The following is a 16739-nucleotide window of genomic DNA, read 5'->3' on the forward strand; positions in this document are numbered from 1 at the left end:
GACATGACCACGGTCCTGGTAGCAGGCGACGACTTCATCGCCCCCGAACTCTTCTCCGCCGCCCTCAGCGAGGCCGCCCTCAGCGAGGCCGCCCTCGGCGGGGCTGCCCAGAGCGGGGCCGCGCCCTCCGCAGGGCTGGCCTTCCGTACGCTGCGCACCCGCTGGCCGAACGAACCCTTCGGCCCGGTCGGGGCCGACGCCGACGGAAACGGCGGCGTCAAGGAGGCCAGCGGCACCGAGGAACAGGTGCTGGAGGCGCTCGGTGACGCGAGTGTCGCCCTCACCCAGATGGCGCCCTTCACCGCCCGCGTCATCCGCGAGTCGCCCCAGCTGAAGTTCATCGGCGTGGCCCGCGGCGGCCCCGTCAACGTGGACGTGGCCGCCGCCACCGCCGCCGGAATCCCCGTCACCTTCACCCCCGGGCGCAACGCCGCCGCGGCCGCCGAATTCGCCGTCGGCCTGATCCTCGCCGCCCTGCGCCGCATCACCTTCGCCGACGCCGCCCTCAAGGAGGGCGTGTGGCGCGGCGACTACTACGCCTACGAGAACGCCGGGCTGGAACTCGACGGCGCCACCGTCGGCCTCGTCGGGTACGGCGCCATCGGCGCGATCGTCGCCCGCGTGCTGCGCGCCTTCGGCGCCCGCGTCCTGGTGTCCGACCCGTACGCGGACCCGGCCAAGGCGCAGGCCGACGGGGTCGAACTCACCGGCCTGGACGACCTGTTGCGGCGCAGCTCGGTGGTGAGCCTGCACGCCCGGGTCACCCCCGAGACGCGGCATCTGCTCAACGCCGAGAACCTCGCGCTGCTGCCCGAGGGCGCCGTCCTCGTCAACTCGGCCCGTGGCGATCTGCTCGACTACGCCCCGCTGCCCGGGCTGCTGGAGTCCGGTCGGCTCGGCGCGCTCGCGCTCGACGTCTACGACGTCGAACCGCCCCCGGCCGACTGGCCGCTGCACCGCGCCCCCAACGTCATCGTCACGCCGCATCTGGCGGGCGCCACCCGGCAGACCGCCGACCGGGCCGCCACGATCACCGCGGCCGAGGCCGCCCGCTTCCTGCGCGGCGACCCGCTGCGGCACGTCGCCAACCCGGAGGTGCTGACCGGAGGCCGATCGTGATCGTCGGAGTCGATATCGGTACGTCGGTCACCAAGGCCCAGCTGATCTCCCGCGACGGCCGCACCACCCCCGCCCACGAGGCCCGCAGCACCGTCTACACCCTGCCCGGCCAGCGCGTCGAACAGGATCTGGACGACGTCGTGGGCACGGTGGAGACCGTCATACGGGCGGCCCTCGCCGACACCGCGCAGATGAAGGGCGAACCGGTCGAGGCCCTGGCCCTCACCGGGCAGGGCGACGGCCTGTGGCTGCGCGACGCCACCGGCGCCCCCGTCGGCCGCGCGCTGTCCTGGATGGACGGCCGGGCCGCGGACCGGCTCGACCGGTGGACCGCCGACGGCACCCTGCGCGCCCTGCACCGGCGTACCGGCGTCGGCCTGTTCCCCGGGTCCGCCGCACCCCTGCTGGCCCATCTCGCCGAACACGAGCCGGACCGGCTGGCGGCGGCCCACGTCGCCGGGTACTGCGTGGACGCCGTCGTGCAGCGGCTGACCGGCGAGGTGACCGTCGACGCCTCGGACGCCTCGCAGCCGTTCCTCGACGTCGCCACCCGTACGTACGACGACGCCGCGCTCGAACTGTGCGGACTGTCCGACCACCGTCGACTGCTGCCGGACCCGGCGCCGCCCGGCACCCTGCACCGGCTGCTGCCCGAGGCCGCGCGGCGGCTGGGCCTGCCCGCCGGACTGCCGGTCTCCGCCGGTCCGTTCGACATACCGGCCTGCGCCTTCGGCTCGGGAGTCGCCGAACCCGGCGAGGGCAACCTCATCATCGGCACCACCCTCGCCGCCCAGACCCTCGACAGCGAGCCGCGCCCGGCCGCCACCGACGAACCCGCCGGAATGGTCCTGGCCACCCCGTACGAGGGCCGGTTCCTGCGCGTCATGCCCGCCATGATCGGCACCGCGGGCCTGGACTGGCTGCTGAAGCTGCTCGACGTGAAGATCGAGGCGCTGGACGCGCTGCTCGTCCAGTCCGCGCCCGGCGCCGCGGGCGTCACCGCGCTGCCGTTCCTGTCCGCGAGCGGTGAGCGCGCCCCCTTCGTCGACGCGCGGGCCCGCGGCCGTTTCGACGGCCTCTCCCCGCTGACCGGCCGCGCCGACCTGGTACGGGCGCTGTGCGAGGCCGTCGCCTACTCGGCCCGGCACTGTATGGACACCCTCGGCGTCAGCGGGGCCATCACCGCGTGCGGCGGCGGCGCCCGCTCCGGGGAATGGGCGCGCATCTTCGCCGGAGTCCTCGGCCGCGACCTGGAGGTCTGCGACGACGCGGTGGGCATCCGTGGCGCCGCCCAGACCGCCTGGTACTCGCTCGGCATGCCCGTCGACACCGGCGTCTGGCGCGCGCCCCGCCGTACCGTGCCCGCCGAGCGCGGGCTGATCGACCACTACGCCGAGGGCTACGCCGACTACCGCCTCGCCCTCGATGCCGCACGCGACGGCTGGAGCACACGATGACCAGGCTCTTCAACGACCCCGCCCGGTTCACCGACGACATGATCACCGGGTTCGCCGCCGCCCACCCCGAGCATGTACGGGCCGTCCCCGGCGGGGTGGTGCGCGCCCGCGCCACCCCTGCGGGGAAGGTGGCGGTCCTCACCGGCGGCGGCTCCGGCCACTATCCCGCCTTCTGCGGTGTCGTGGGCGCCGGATTCGCCGACGGCTCGGTCATCGGCGACGTGTTCACCTCCCCGTCGGCCGCCCGCGCCCGCTCGGTCGCCGAAGCGGCGGAGGCGGGCGGCGGTGTCCTCTTCCTCTTCGGCAACTACGCCGGTGATGTGATGAACTTCGGCCTCGCGGCACGGCAGTTGGAGGGCGACGGCATTCCCGCCCGCTGCTTCGCCGTCACCGACGACATCGCCTCCGCACCCGCCGACCAGGTGGCGCGGCGGCGTGGCATCGCGGGCGGCTTCGTCGTCTTCAAGACGGCGTCGGCGGCGGCCGAGGAGGGCGCCCCGCTGGCCGAGGTCGTCCGCGTCGCCGAGCACACCAACGCCCGCACCCGCACCCTCGGCGTCGCCTTCGACGGCTGCACCCTGCCCGGCGGCGACGCCCCCCTGTTCACCGTCCCCGAGGGCCGTCTCGGCCTCGGCCTCGGCATCCACGGCGAACCGGGTGTGAGCGAGGACGCCCTCGGCACGGCGGAGGAGCTGGCCCGCACCCTGGTGGCCGGGGTGCTGGCGGAGCGGCCCGCCGACGCGGGCGACGGCGGGCGGGTCGCCGTCGTCCTCAACGGCCTCGGCGCCACCAAGTACGAGGAGCTGTACGTGGTGTGGGGCGCCGTGGCCCGGCTGCTGGACGAGGCCGGGCTCACCCCCGTACGCCCCGAGGTCGGCGAACTCGTCACCAGCCTCGACATGGCGGGCTGCTCGCTGACCCTGAGCTGGCTGGACGACGAGCTGGAGCGGCTGTGGCGCGCCCCCGCCGACACCCCCGCCTTCCGCCGAGGCGCCCTGCCCGAACTCCCGGCCGGTGATACCAACACCAACACCGCCACGGCCGACGCCTCCGCCGACACCGGACGACCCGCCGCCGCGCGCCGCCCGGACCGGGCCGCCACCGCGTCCGGCGCGGCGGCCGAGGTCGCGGAACTGGCCGTCCACGCCCTGCGTGCCGCCCGCGACACGCTGCACCGGGACGCGGCGGAACTGGGCCGACTGGACGCCGTCGCGGGCGACGGCGACCACGGCCGCGGCATGTGCAAGGGCGTCGACGCGGCCCTCGCGGCCGCCGAGAAGGCGCACACCGAACAGCTCGCCCCGGCCGTGGTGCTCACCGCCGCCGGTGACGCCTGGGCAGCGGAAGCCGGAGGCACCTCCGGTGCGCTGTGGGGCGCGGCGCTGCGCGCCCTCGGCGCCGTATTCCCGGCGGACCGGGCGCCCGGGCGCGAGGAGCTGGCGGCCGCCGCCATGGAGGCGCTCACCGCTGTCACCTCGCTGGGCGGGGCCGAAGTGGGCGACAAGACCCTGGTCGACGCGCTCGCCCCGTTCGCCACGGCCTTCGCGATGCGGCTGCGCGCCGGAACCCCGGTGGCCGAGGCGTACGCGTCGGCCACGGCCGAAGCCCGTACGGCCGCCGAGCACACCGCCACCCTGCGCCCCCGCCTCGGCCGCGCCCGCCCGCTCGCCGACCGCAGCGTGGGCACCCCCGACCCCGGGGCCACCTCGCTCGCCGCGGTACTGACCGCGGTCGCCACCCTCCCCACAACTCCCGCGACGACAGGAAGCGATGCCGTATGACCACCGCGACCCCGTTCCGGATCGTCGTCGGCTGCGACGACGCCGGATACGGCTACAAGGAAGCCCTCAAGCAGGATCTGCTGGCCGACCCCCGGGTCGCCGAGGTCATCGACGTCGGCGTGGGCAGCGACGAGCACACCGCCTACCCGCACGTGGCGGTGGAGGCGGCCCGCCACGTCGCCGACGGCATCGCCGACCGCGCCCTCCTGGTGTGCGGCACCGGCCTCGGCGTGGCCATCAGCGCCAACAAGGTGCCCGGCATCCGCGCGGTCACCGCCCACGACACCTACTCCGTACGCCGCTCCGTCCTCAGCAACAACGCCCAGGTGCTCTGCTTCGGCCAGCGCGTCATCGGCCTGGAACTCGCCCGCGCGCTGACCGACGACTGGCTCGCACAGCGCTTCGACGAGACCTCCCCCTCGGCGGAGAAGGTCGCCGCCATCCGCGCCTACGAGAGCTGACGCGGCGCCTACTAGGGCTGACGCGACGCCAACGAGAGCTGACGCGGCGCCTACGGGGTGTTCGACGGCAGATAGCGCGGTGCCCGCCACGCGTGCAGCCGCCGCTCCACCGCGGCCCCCAGCGACAGCAGCTCGCCGTCCTGGTGGCCACCGGCCATCAGCAGCAGGCCCACCGGCAGCTCGTCCACCGTTCCGGCGGGCACCGACAGGGACGGGTACCCGGCCACGGCCGCCGGGGTGGAGGACGGGATCACATCGTTGTCACCCCGTGCGCAGTCCGTCGTCCAGGCGGGCGGGTTCGTCGGTGAGGCGATGGCGTCAAGCCGGTGGGCGGCCATGGTCTCGTCGATGGAACGCCGGGAGAGATCCTTCAACTCGGCGCGCATGGCCCGGTATCCCGGGTCCGTGGTGGCGGGTGCGGCCAACGCCTGCTCGAACAGCTCCTGGCCCGCGAAGCAGGTCCGCTCCGCCGGGTGGGTGCGGTTGAACTCGACCAGCTCGGCGAGGTCGCTCGGCCCCTTCCGGGTGGCGAGATACGCGTCGATGTCGCGGTGGAACTCGCTCAGCAGCGCCGGGAATTCCAGTTCGGCGAGGCGCTCCTGATACGGGGGAGTCACCTCGACGACCTCGGCTCCCGCGCTCCGCAGCCGCTCCGCCGTACGGGACATCACGGCGTCCACGTCCGCGCCGAGCGACGGCAGCCGCCACAGGCCGATCCGTTTGCCGCGCACGCTGCCGGGGCTGACCGCGTTCCCCCGGGCGTATGAGGTGTCGCCGCTGAGCACCGAGAGGGTGAGCGCGGTGTCGGTCACGTTGCGTGCCATGGGCCCCGCGGTGTCCTGCTCCGCGGAGATCGGCACCACTCCGTCCTGGCTGACCAGGCCGAGACTGGGCTTGTGCCCGACCACCCCGTTCATCCCGGCCGGGCACACGATGGAACCGTCCGTCTCGGTGCCGATCGCCACCTGCGCCAGGGACGCGGCGAGCGCGGCGCCCGAACCGGCGGAGGACCCGCAGGGATTCCGGTCCAGTACGTACGGATTGCTGGTCTGCCCGCCCACCGCCGACCACCCCGACGTCGGCTTCTGCGCACGGAAGTTCGCCCACTCGGACAGGTTGGTCTTGCCGAGGATCACCGCCCCCGCGTCCCGCAGCCGGGTCACCAGCGCGGCATCCGCGTCCGGCGGACTGCCCGCCAGTGCCAGCGACCCGGCCGTCGTGGGCATGCCGCGGGTGTTCACGTTGTCCTTGAGCAGCACGGGGATGCCGTCGAGCGGGCCACGGGTCTGACCGCGCCGGTGCCGGGCGTCGCTGGCGGCGGCCTGGCGCGGCGCCGTCGGGTCGGTGCGCAACACGGCGTGAATGGTGGGGTCGATGGCGTCGATCCGCCGCAGATAGGCGCTGGTCAGGGCCGACGAGGTCAGGGAACCGCCCGCCATACGCGCCTGCAACTCCGGGATCGTCACCGTGTCGAGATCGACGGCGGCGGCGTCGGCCGCTTCCGCCCGTGGCGGCGCGCCCGTGCCAAGGGAACCCACGACCAGCGCGGCGATCGCCACGGCGGTGCGCCGCCTGTTCATACCCCTCGTGTTCCTCATACCCCACATACTCCTCATGCCTTACTTGCTCCTCATGGACCCGATGCTCCTCATAAGGATCAGCGCACAATAGGGTGGCGGCCCGCCGCAAGACCCTTTCGCGTCGCCGACACCCAACCGCATTCCCGAACGTCCCCGGAGTCCGCCCGTGACCACCGCCCCGCCCGCCGAGGCGTCGAAGACCGCCGCGCTGCTGTCCCCCTCACCCACCTCCGCGCCCCGGCCGGAGGCGCCCGCCGCGCCGCCGGTACGCCGGGTACCGCTCGCCGTGTCCGGGCTGCTCGCCACGGCGCTGACCGCGTACGTGTGGTCCGCGCAGGGCGCCAAGCCCGGCGTCCTGCTGCTGCTCGGACTCGGGCTGGGCATCGCGCTCTTCCACTCCCGCTTCGGGTTCACCTCCGCCTGGCGGCAGCTGGTCGCCGTCGGCAACGGCACCGGGCTGCGCGCCCACACCCTGCTGCTCGGCACCACGGCCACGCTGTTCGCCCTGCTCATCGGCACGGGGACCGGACTGTTCGGGTCCGTCCCGGCGCCCTCGGCCGGACCGCTGGGCCTGGGGCTGCTGATCGGCTCGTTCGTCTTCGCCGTCGGTATGCAGCTCGGCGGCGCGTGCGCGTCCGGCACCCTCTTCGCGGTCGGCTCGGGGCAGTCGTCGATCGTGCTCACCCTCGGCGGCTTCATCGGCGGTGCGACGCTCGCCGCCTGGCAGTTCGACCTGTGGAAGGACCTGCCCGCGCTGGACCCGGTCCTCATGGCCGACCACATCGGCTGGTTCGGCTCCTGGGCGGTGACGATCCTCGTGCTCGCCGCCGTCGTCCTGGTCAGCCGTCTCGTACAGGCCCGCCGCACCCCGCCGCCGACCGGCCCGGTGCCCTCCGCGCGCGGCGCCGCCGCCCGGGTGCTGCGCGGCTCCTGGCCGCTGGCCGTCGGCGCCCTGGCGCTGGGCGTGCTGGGCGCCGGGGTGCTGCTGGTGTCCGGCGGCGCGTGGGGCGTCACCAGCGCCTTCAGCCTGTGGGGAGCGGAGCTGGTACGAGCCCTCGGCGGCCACCCGGAGACCTGGAGCTGGTGGCAGCAGCCCGGAAACAAGGAGATGCTCGCCGGGCCGGTGCTCGCGGACAAGACCAGCCTCACCGACATCGGCATCATGATCGGCGCGGCGGCCGCCGCGGCACTCGGCGGTACGTGGACGCTCCACCGCGGCGTGCCGTGGCGTACGGCGGTCGCGGCCGTGCTCGGCGGGGTGCTGATGGGCATCGGCGCCCGGCTGGCGGGCGGCTGCAACATCGGCGCGTACCTCGCGGGCATCGCCTCGGGCAGCCTCCACGGCTGGCTCTGGGGAGCCTTCGCGCTGCTGGGCACCTGGGCCGGACTGAAGCTGCGGCCGCTCTTCGGACTCGGCAACCCGAAGCCGGGCGACGGCATTTGCTGAGGGTGACATTCCTGTAGAGAGCGGGACTCACGCGCGCTAGTGTGCGCGCGTGAGCCTTCATGTCGTTGTGGGATTCGGGCCCGCCGGGGCTGCCACCGCCCGGCTGCTGGCCGAACAGGGCCATTCCGTACGGGTCGTCACCAGGTCGGGGCGCGGCGCGGAGCCCGGCGCGGAACCCGGCGTCGAGCACGTCGCGTTGGACGCGACGAACAGCGAGGAGCTGACCGCGGCCGCGCGCGGCGCCACCGCGATCCATCACTGCGCCGCACCGCCCTACCAACGCTGGGCGAGTGAGTGGCCGCCGCTGATGACGTCGGCCTGCGCGGCCGCCGAGGCGACCGGGGCCGTCCTGGTCATGCTGGGCAACCTCTACGGCTACGGCCCGGTGGACGGCCCCCTGACCGAGAAGCTGCCGCTCGCGGCCACCGGCCCGAAGGGCCGGGTGCGCGCCGCCGCGTGGGAGCAGGCACGGAGCCTGCACGAGCAGGGCCGTATCAAGGCGGTCGAAGTACGGGCCTCGGACTTCTTCGGCCCCGGCGTGACGGACGGCGGGCACTTGGCCGCGCGGGTCATGCCACGTCTGCTGCGCGGCAAACCGGTCTCCGCGCTCGGAGATCCGGACGCCCCGCACAGCTGGACCTACCTCCCCGACGTGGCCAGGGCACTCGTCGAGGTCGCGGGCGAGGAACGGGCCTGGGGGCGCGCCTGGCACGTGCCGACGGAGCCCGCGCTGTCCGCCCGGCAGATGGCCGACCGCCTCGCCGCCCATGCGGCAACGGGGCCGGTCGCGGTGCGCGGGCTGCCGCCGGCCGTCCTGGGCGTCGCGTCGGCGTTCTCCCCGCTGATCCGTGCGCTCAAGGAGATCCGCTACCAGTTCGACCGGCCGTTCGTGGTCGATTCGAGCGCCTACGAAGCCGAGTTCGCGGTGCGCGCCACCCCCGTCGACGAGCAGATCGGAGCGACGGTGGAGTGGTGGCGAGCGCGACTGGGCAGCGCGGGGTGACGCACGATCGGGCGGATGGCTTGCCGGTCGGGACCTTCACAGCCCGTGCCGACTATGGCTCAGGACACGCTCGCTGACCTGGCGTTCCATCTCGGCCGAGAAGGCGGTCCCGGTGCGCGGGGCGGTGGCGCCGCGCCGGGTGGCGACGGCGAGGCGGGTGTCCTCGGCGACCAGGTCGGCGTTGATGGCTCCGGCGGCACGGGCCCCCGCGGCGGCGGCGCCGACGACCTGTTCCATGATGCTCGCCACGTTGCCCGCCACCCACACACCGGGCACAGCGGTCCGCCCGGTGGCATCGGCCGGGACGCTGGAGCCGATCACGGTTCCGGCCATCTCCTGCTCGACCGGTTCCAGGCCGAGCCCGGCCAGGAAGCCCGCGCGGGCGGTGAACCGGGGCGCGACGGCCAAGGCCTGGCAGGCGACGAGGGTGCCGTCCGCCAGCCGTACGCCGGTCAGCCGGCCGCTCTCCCGTTCCAGGGCGGCCACGTCGCCGTCGACCACCGCGATGCCACAGGCGGCCAACTGCTCGTACTCGTCGTCGCCCGGCTCGGGCGCGGTGTGCGCGAAGAGGGTGACGTTGTCGCTCCACTGCCGCCACAGCAGGGCCTGGTGCACCGCCATGGGCCCGGTGGCCAGGATGCCGATCGCCAGGTCTCGTACTTCCCAGCCGTGGCAGTAGGGGCAGTGCAGGACGTCCTTGCCCCACAGCTCGGCAAGGCCCGGCACCTCCGGCAGTTCGTCGACCAGTCCTGTCGCCACCAGCAGCCGTCGGCCACGGGCCGCGCCGCCATCGGCGAGGCGGACGCTGAACCCGGCCGTGTCCTGTTCGACGGCGGTGACGTGTCCCCGGCTGATCCGGCCGCCGTAGGACCGTACGTCGTCGCGTCCGGCCGCCAGCAGTTCACCGGGTGGCCTGCCCTCGTGGCCGAGGTAGGCGTGGACCCCTGCCGCGGGTGCGTTACGCGGCTCGCCCCCGTCGATGACGAGCACCGACCGCCGGGCCCGCCCCAGGGTGAGCGCCCCGCTCAGCCCCGCGGCACCGCCGCCGATCACCACCACGTCGTACGCACTCATCTGCTCGCTCATGTGCGCCACCTCCTTGTCCACCGCAGAGTGCGCGCGGTGACGCGAATCGAGCAAGAAAGATTGCCATAGCGGCAAATCAGCTGAAGGTGCGGCGGTAGGTGTGCGGGCTGACCCCGGTGGTGCGTTTGAAGCGGTCGCGGAAGGCGGTGGGGGAGCCGAAGCCGACCTGGGCGCCGATGCGTTCGACGGAGTGGGGTGTGGTCTCCAGGAGGTGCTGGGCCTGGCGGATGCGGGCGCGGTGCAGCCACTGGAGCGGGGTGGTGCCGGTCTGCTCGCGGAAGCGGCGTATCAGGGTCCGGGTGCTGGTTCCGGCGCGGGCGGCCATGTCGGCGAGGGTGAGGTCGTGGCCCAGGTTGTCCTGCAGCCAGGCGAGCAGGGGTTCGAGGACGGAGCCCTGCGGGGTGGGCGGGTAATCGTGGACGATGAACTGCGCCTGCCCGCCCTCGCGTTCGAGCGGCATCACCGACAGCCGGGCCGCGTGCGCGGCGACGGCCGAGCCGTAGTCGCGGCGGATCATGTGCAGGCACAGGTCCAGACCCGCGGCGGCACCTGCGGAGGTGAGGAACTGGCCGTTGTCGACGTACAGGACGTCCGGGTCCACCTCGATGTCCGGGTAGGCGGCGGCCAGGGATGCGGCCGCGAGCCAGTGGGTGGTGGCCCGCAGGCCGTCGAGGAGACCGGTGGCGGCCAGGATGAAGGTGCCCGAGCAGATGGAGGCGATCCGTGTGCCGTCCGCGGCCGCCGCCCGCAGGGCGTCGCGGACAGCGGGCGCCAGCGGGGCCGACGGGGTGGCGGTGCCGGGCAGGATGATCGTGTCCGCCCCCTTGAGCCCGTCGAGACCCCAGTGCGCGCGCAGGACGAATGCCCCGGTGTCGATGTCCCGGGGCTCGGCACACACCCGGATCTGGTAGCCGGAGCGCCCGTCCGGCAGCCGGGTGCGGGTGAAGACCTCGATCGGCGTGGACAGGTCGAACGGGATCACCTGGTCCAGTGCGAGAACGGCGATGGTGTGCATGGCCGGAAGATACCCCCTCGCAGGGTGGTCCGGAGCGCGATGTTCGCGACTTCGTCGCAGGTCGGGAGCGTTCTCGCCAGCGATGGCGGCGATGGCACTATCCCGTTGAAAGGTGGCGCTCATGCCACTGGGAGGCGGGGCGGCAGCCGAATACCTTCGGTGGCGTTCCCGTTCTGATCACGCCTCAGGGGTCGACACCCATGACGAAACTCTTCCTCACCCTCCATGTCCTGGCCGCCGTGGTGGCCATCGGCCCCGTCACCGTCGCCGCGAGCATGTTCCCGCCCGCCCTGCGCCGCGCCCATGGCGACCCGGACGACCACGAGGCCCTCGCCAACCTGCGGATGCTGCACCGCATTTGCCGCGTCTACGCCGCCGTCGGCGTCGCCGTACCGGTCTCCGGGTTCGCCACCGCCAGCAGCCTCGGTGTCCTCGGCAGCGCATGGCTGATCGCCTCGATCGTCCTGACCGCCGTGGCCGCCGCCGTCCTGGCCCTGCAGATCCTGCCCGCCCAGGAGGGTGCCCTCACCGCGGCCGGGACTCCCGGCGCCGCCCTCGGCGCGCCGGGCCGCCTCGCCATGCTGACCGGCGTGTTCAACCTGCTGTGGGCCACGGTCACCATCCTGATGATCATCCGCCCCGGCTCCACCACGGGAGCGTGACCGTGTACGTCGCGCCGATCGTCGTCGGCGTCGTCTACGCCCTGCTGATGTCGCTGATCCGTGAACCGCACCGACGCCGCTTCAACGCCATCATGGTGGCGGGAGCGGGGGCGGCCTACCTCAGCGGTGGCGGCCTGGGCGGCTGGGAATTCCCCGCCACCGCCGCCATCACCTACGTCGCCTACCGCGGGCTGGAGTCCTGGACGTTCATCGGCATCGGCTGGCTCCTGCACACCGCGTGGGACGTGGTGCACCATGTCAAGGGCAACCCGATCATCCCCTTCGCCCACGACTCCTCCCTCGGCTGCGCCCTCTGCGACCCCGTCATCGCCCTGTGGTGTTTCCGGGGCGGCCCCTCGCTGATCGGCCTCATCCGCGGCCGGGTCAAGCCCACTTGACCGGGCAGGGGAGGCGTTCGCCCGGGCGCGGGTGGTGCGCCGGATCGCGTCCGGCGCGCCACAGCGCCTCTCCGGAATCTTCATGCCTTGTTTGTATCGGCCGGATCGGGCAATTCGCACAGCATGGCTAACGCAGGAGCGAACAACGAATCGACCGACCGGGCGACCAAGGCCACGAAGGCGACAGCCGCGAAGGCCAAGGAGACCTCCGCGAAGGCGGCGGAGAAGACGGCGGCGAAGGCGGAGTCCGCGGGCCAGTCGACCGCCGGTGTCGCCAAGTCCGTGGGGACCGGCGCGGGACGCGCCGCGACCAGTGCGGGCAGCGCCGTCGGCAACGCCGTGACCTCGGTGGGGGCCACGGCGGGCAAGGCGGCCGAGTCGGCCGGCACCGCCGTGACGAGCACGCTGAAGGGCGTGACCTCGGCGGCGGGGCAGGTGACCTCTGCCGCCTCGACCGCCTGGTCCGTCGTGAAGAACCGCAAGCTCATCGCGGCCGGTGCCGCGGCCGGTGTCACCGCCCTCAGCGCGGCCTCCTACGCCGTGGGCCGCCATGCGGAGCGCAGCGGCCACGGTCCCGTCACGCGGATGACGGGCGGCCGTATCTGACCGGCCCGCCCGCTCAACTGAAAAGCGGAAGGTCGCCGGTTCGGCGCCGGCCCCAGCCACCGCCGAAGAAGTTCCCGACGAGATCACTCGCCGGGGGCTTCTTCGTTGCGGGTGACGCCTACGGCTGACGCCGGCATGGCCGACTTGAACGGGTGACGCGGTACCTGTGATGCAGGGCTTCCCGCGTGGGGCACGCTCGGTCGGCGAGGCAGTCCGGGCAGGCCATGCCGTGGTCGAGGAAGCGGCGCCAGGCCCGCATCAGGCCGTCCCCTGCTTGCGGGACTGGTTCGCGGCAGCACGTCCGCCGGTCCACGGGTCGCGCTGTTGCGCGAAGCTGGACGCATGCGCGGGGCAGGTATAGATCGTCGCCCCGCCGACGCTGCCTCCGTGTTCCATCGCCACCGGGATCGGCTCGTCGGTCGGTAACTGGCAGTGGTAGCAGAGCTGTCGACCGCCGGAAGCCGGGCCCAGGACGTCGGTGACCGCCTGCGCCAAGGCCGCGTGCAGCCGTACGGCGCCGGTGAGGCACCGATCGTGGGCGAGGGGTACGCGCCAGTAGGTGTGGTGTTCGGTGGTCCAGTGCGCGGGAGGCACGCCCAGCAGGGTGGTTTCGTCGGCCAGCGCGGTGAGGATGCGTACCTGGCGCAGATGCCAGCTCCTGGCGCTGCCGGTCTCGATCAGCCAGTACAAGGGGTCTGACCGAGATACGCGCCAAAGGGGCAACGAGATGATCTTGAAGCCCTGAGCGCCCGTCGGCCGTCACCCATTCGGCTCAGTGTCGTTGGTGGTGATGTTGAGCGTCGTCTGGGGCCTGGGGTGGGTTGTGACATCGATCGAGCGAACCGCGTATCCGCGGTTCAAGCGGCTGATCACCGCGCATGAGCTGCACCTGTTCTTCTCCCCGACTCGCGATGAGCTGGAGTGGGCGGCCGATGCCACGGACTGCGATGAGCATCTGCTGGCGCTGCTGCTGATGCTGAAGTCGTACCGGCGCATGGGGTGTTTCCCGGCGTTGGAGGATGTCCCGGAGATGGTAGTGGACTTCGTCCGGCGGGCGGTGGAGCTGCCGGATGGCACGCTGCCGGTGTACCGGGCGGAGCGGACCGCCAAGCATCACCGGGGCCTGGTCCGCAAGCAGGCCGGCGTGACGTACGACCAGGCCAGGGCCCGGGGGATCGTCGAGCAGTCGATCCGCAAGGAGGCCGCGGCGAAGAACCGCCCGGCGGATCTGATCAACATCGCGCTGGAGAAGGTGGTGGAGGCCGGGCTGGAACTGCCCGGGTTCTCGACCTTCGACAAGATGGCCTCGAAAATCCGCACCGAGGTGAACACCTCGATCTGCACGGGCATCCACGACCGCATGAGCGCCGCTCAGCGGGCGGGGCTCATGCGACTGCTGGAGGACCGCGACAGCGACGGGACGACGCTGTTCAACCGGCTGAAGAAGTCCGCCAAGGGCCCGACCTGGTCGCACTTCAAGAACCTGACCAAGCGTCTGGAATGGCTGGACGAGCTCGGTGACACCGACGTGTGGATGGACGGAGTCGCCGCGGGGAAGGTCACCGACTTCGCCGGGGAGGCGGACGCGGCGGATGCCTCGGAGCTGCGGGACTTCGCCCCGGTCAAGCGCATCGCGCTGGTCGGGGCCCTGACGCACAAGGCTCGGATGCGGGTGCGGGACGACCTGGCGACGATGTTCTGCAAGCGGGTGGCGACGAAGATCAAGAAGGCCAAGGCGGAGCTGGAGGAGATCCGGCTCGCCGAGCGGGAGATCGTAGAGTCCCTGATCGGGAACTACCGCACGGTGCTCAAGCACATCGACGAGGGCGGCCCGGCCCAGGAGGCGCTCACGAAGGCCGCGGCCATGACCGCCGAGGTCCGCCAGGCCCTGGACGGTCTGGACGAGGAGGCGCCGGTGGACGAGGTCGCGACGCGGCTGGAGGGCAGGGTCTCCCCGGCGGTCCTCGCCTTGGTGAAGGCTCAGGTTGGTGCAGGCCGGCGGGTTCGGCGCGGTCACCCGCGCGGTGGACGGCTTCGGCGGGTTCGCGAAGCAGTACGAGCAGATCGAGAAGGTCTCCGCCCATCACGGCAACTTCTGGGAAGTGCTGCTGTACGGGCAGATCGGCCGGGACCGGGCGGTGATGTTCGACCTTGCCGACAACGACAAGCTGAAGTTCACCGCGACCAGCGAGGACAGCCGGGTGCTGGACGCCCTCGCGCACGCCCAGCGTCACCAGGCGGCCCGCGGCGAGTACATCACCGCCTTCAACGAGGAGGGCAAGGAGGTCGACATCTCCTTCGCCACCCAGAACTGGCGCAAGGCAGTGGTCGACAAGACCCGGACCGGGCAGTTCGTCCGCAAGCACTTTGAGGCGATGGTCTTCACCGCGCTCGCCGAGGAACTGCGCACCGGCGACGTCGCGGTGGTCGGCTCGGAGGAGTACGCCGACTGGTCCGAAAAGCTGCTGGCCTGGGAGGTCGTCCAGGAGACGCTGGGGTCCTACCTGGTGGAGGTCGGACTCGCCGAGCCGGGCGAGAGCGCCGAGTTCGACGCAACGTTCTTCCGCCGGCAGCTGGAGGACAAGCTGCGCGGCGCCGCCGCCGCGGCGGACGCCGGGTACCCGGAGAACGACGGGCTGGTCATCGATCCGGAGACGGGCATCCCGTCACTGAAGGCGTTTAGGTCTGACGGTCAGCGGCCCTCGGCGAAGCGGCTGGAGCAGGAGATCAAGGCGAGGATGCCGGAGCGTTCCCTGATGGGGATCGTGGCCCGGACCGCGTACTGGGTGGAGTGGTGGCGCCGTTTCGGCCCGCCGTCGGGCAATGAGCCCAAGCTCACCGACCCCTTGGGCCGCTACGTCATCGTCACGTTCGTCAAGGGCACCAACATGGGTCCGTACGAGGCCGCCCGGCACATCCCCGGCGTGAGCGGGCACGAGCTGTCGTACGTCGCCAACAAGCACTTCTCGATCGTGCTGCTGAACGAGGCGGTCGCCGACCTGGTGAACGCGCACGCCCGCCTGGACATCTCGCAGGCGTGGGGCGACGGGACCGCCGTGGCGGCGGACGGCACCCACATGGACACCTATCTCGACAACCTGCTCTCCGAGACGAGCGTGCGGTACGGCAAGCCGGGCGGCATCGCCTACCACCACGTCTCGGACACCTACATCGCGCTGTTCACGCACTTCATCCCGTGCGGGGTGTGGGAGGCCGTCTACATCATCGAGGGCCTGCTGAAGAATACGTCCGAGGTGCAGCCGACCACGGTGCACGCGGATACGCAGGGCCAGAGCTTCCCGGTCTTTGCGCTCGCCCACCTGCTGGGCTTCGACTTGATGCCCAGGATCAGGAACTGGAAAGAACTGACCTTCTACCGGCCCTCCAAGCACAGCGAGTACGTGCACATCGACGCCCTGTTCGGCGAGCCGGGCAAGAACGTCATCGACTTCGACCTGATCGAGTCCCAGTTCCGCCACCTGATGCGGGTGGCCGTCTCCGTACGCGAGGGCACCATCTCCTCCTCCACGCTGCTCAAGCGGCTGCGGTCGGGGTCGCGGAAGAACGCCACCTACGCGGCCTTCCGCGAGGTCGGCCGCGTAATCCGCACCGTCCAGCTCCTGCGCTACCTCTCGGACGCGCCGCTGCGCCGGCGCGTGACCGCGGCAACGAACAAGGTCGAGTCGTTCAACCGGTTCTCCCAGTGGATCGGCTTCGGCAACCGCGGCGTCATCGCCGACAACGACCCCATCGAGCAGGAGAAGGCGATGAAGTTCAACGCCTTGCTCACGAACGCGGTGATCTTCCACAACGCCCTGGACATCGCGGAGATCGTGCGGCAACTGCTGGAGGAGGGATGGGAGATCGACCCGGAGGACCTGGCGCACATCTCGCCGTACCTGACCGAACACATCAACCGGTTCGGCGAGTACAGCACTCACGAACTCGGCATCCAGCCCGAGGCGTACGACCCGAAACTCGACGTCGACTTCACCCCGCTGCGCGAGCAGGACCTCATCACTGCCGGCCTCGGTCAGGCCGCCTGACTGCCCGACTTGCCGAAGGACTTCGCCGGGACTCCCGAGCAGTTCGGTCTTCAGTGCCTACGGGCCCGTCCCTGCGCA

Annotated in this window: 15 protein-coding genes; 11 read left to right on the forward strand and 4 right to left on the reverse strand. The window is 72.3% G+C overall.

Annotated features, from left to right (window positions below):
- Positions 1 to 3: 3 nt before the first annotated feature.
- The 4 genes from ABZ370_RS04965 to ABZ370_RS04980 are packed head-to-tail and all read left to right on the forward strand — an operon-like array spanning position 4 to position 4818.
- Positions 4 to 1119 (forward strand): 2-hydroxyacid dehydrogenase, encoded by a 1116-nt coding sequence (locus ABZ370_RS04965; protein ID WP_358616545.1) that lies wholly within the window; start codon positions 4 to 6, stop codon positions 1117 to 1119.
- Positions 1116 to 2576 carry an FGGY-family carbohydrate kinase gene (locus ABZ370_RS04970; protein ID WP_358616548.1) on the forward strand — a complete coding sequence of 487 codons (1461 nt, stop codon included), beginning with the start codon at positions 1116 to 1118 and terminating at the stop codon, positions 2574 to 2576. Before ABZ370_RS04965 ends, ABZ370_RS04970 begins: the two co-directional genes overlap by 4 nt.
- A complete protein-coding gene (locus ABZ370_RS04975; RefSeq protein WP_358616551.1) occupies positions 2573 to 4357 on the forward strand; it encodes a dihydroxyacetone kinase family protein in 1785 nt (594 codons plus the stop codon). The genes ABZ370_RS04970 and ABZ370_RS04975 overlap by 4 nt, the downstream gene beginning before the upstream one ends.
- The gene (locus ABZ370_RS04980; protein WP_358616553.1) at positions 4354 to 4818 is read left to right on the forward strand and encodes a ribose-5-phosphate isomerase; all 465 of its coding nucleotides are present in this window, start codon (positions 4354 to 4356) and stop codon (positions 4816 to 4818) included. The genes ABZ370_RS04975 and ABZ370_RS04980 overlap by 4 nt, the downstream gene beginning before the upstream one ends.
- Positions 4819 to 4868: 50 nt before the next feature.
- Here the strand turns inward: ABZ370_RS04980 and ABZ370_RS04985 are convergent, their stop codons facing one another.
- Positions 4869 to 6398, reverse strand: coding sequence for an amidase family protein (locus tag ABZ370_RS04985; RefSeq protein WP_358616555.1), 1530 nt, complete (start codon positions 6396 to 6398; stop codon positions 4869 to 4871).
- Positions 6399 to 6564: 166 nt separating this feature from the next.
- Here ABZ370_RS04985 and ABZ370_RS04990 point away from each other — a divergent pair, with 166 nt between their 5' ends.
- The gene (locus ABZ370_RS04990) at positions 6565 to 7845 is read left to right on the forward strand and encodes a YeeE/YedE family protein (protein WP_358616558.1); all 1281 of its coding nucleotides are present in this window, start codon (positions 6565 to 6567) and stop codon (positions 7843 to 7845) included.
- Between the two features lie 49 nt (positions 7846 to 7894).
- The gene (locus tag ABZ370_RS04995; protein WP_358616561.1) at positions 7895 to 8848 is read left to right on the forward strand and encodes an NAD-dependent epimerase/dehydratase family protein; all 954 of its coding nucleotides are present in this window, start codon (positions 7895 to 7897) and stop codon (positions 8846 to 8848) included.
- Between the two features lie 36 nt (positions 8849 to 8884).
- On the opposite strand, the gene ABZ370_RS05000 is transcribed toward ABZ370_RS04995, so the two are convergent.
- Both ABZ370_RS05000 and ABZ370_RS05005 read right to left on the reverse strand, forming a co-directional pair.
- Positions 8885 to 9934: an NAD(P)/FAD-dependent oxidoreductase gene (locus ABZ370_RS05000; RefSeq protein WP_358616563.1), complete on the reverse strand. Its 1050-nt coding sequence runs from the start codon at positions 9932 to 9934 to the stop codon at positions 8885 to 8887.
- Between the two features lie 76 nt (positions 9935 to 10010).
- On the reverse strand, positions 10011 to 10949 hold the full coding sequence (locus tag ABZ370_RS05005) for a helix-turn-helix domain-containing protein (protein WP_358616566.1): 939 nt from the start codon (positions 10947 to 10949) through the stop codon (positions 10011 to 10013).
- Between the two features lie 200 nt (positions 10950 to 11149).
- On the opposite strand from ABZ370_RS05005, the gene ABZ370_RS05010 reads away from it, so the two are divergent.
- From ABZ370_RS05010 to ABZ370_RS05020, 3 genes are all read left to right on the forward strand, one after another.
- Positions 11150 to 11611 (forward strand): hypothetical protein, encoded by a 462-nt coding sequence (locus ABZ370_RS05010; protein WP_358616569.1) that lies wholly within the window; start codon positions 11150 to 11152, stop codon positions 11609 to 11611.
- On the forward strand, positions 11608 to 12009 hold the full coding sequence (locus ABZ370_RS05015) for a DUF6010 family protein (protein ID WP_358616571.1): 402 nt from the start codon (positions 11608 to 11610) through the stop codon (positions 12007 to 12009). Before ABZ370_RS05010 ends, ABZ370_RS05015 begins: the two co-directional genes overlap by 4 nt.
- Positions 12010 to 12132: 123 nt before the next feature.
- On the forward strand, positions 12133 to 12615 hold the full coding sequence (locus ABZ370_RS05020) for a hypothetical protein (protein ID WP_358616574.1): 483 nt from the start codon (positions 12133 to 12135) through the stop codon (positions 12613 to 12615).
- Between the two features lie 258 nt (positions 12616 to 12873).
- On the opposite strand, the gene ABZ370_RS05025 is transcribed toward ABZ370_RS05020, so the two are convergent.
- A complete protein-coding gene (locus tag ABZ370_RS05025) occupies positions 12874 to 13305 on the reverse strand; it encodes a hypothetical protein (RefSeq protein WP_358616577.1) in 432 nt (143 codons plus the stop codon).
- Between the two features lie 133 nt (positions 13306 to 13438).
- Between ABZ370_RS05025 and ABZ370_RS05030 the strand changes: the two genes are divergently transcribed.
- The gene (locus ABZ370_RS05030) at positions 13439 to 14986 is read left to right on the forward strand and encodes a DUF4158 domain-containing protein (RefSeq protein WP_358616580.1); all 1548 of its coding nucleotides are present in this window, start codon (positions 13439 to 13441) and stop codon (positions 14984 to 14986) included.
- Positions 14987 to 15371: 385 nt separating this feature from the next.
- Positions 15372 to 16661 carry a transposase gene (locus ABZ370_RS05035; protein WP_358617419.1) on the forward strand — a complete coding sequence of 430 codons (1290 nt, stop codon included), beginning with the start codon at positions 15372 to 15374 and terminating at the stop codon, positions 16659 to 16661.
- Positions 16662 to 16739: the final 78 nt, after the last annotated feature.

This window comes from Streptomyces sp. NPDC005962 (genome assembly GCF_040629205.1).
Classification (GTDB): domain Bacteria; phylum Actinomycetota; class Actinomycetes; order Streptomycetales; family Streptomycetaceae; genus Streptomyces.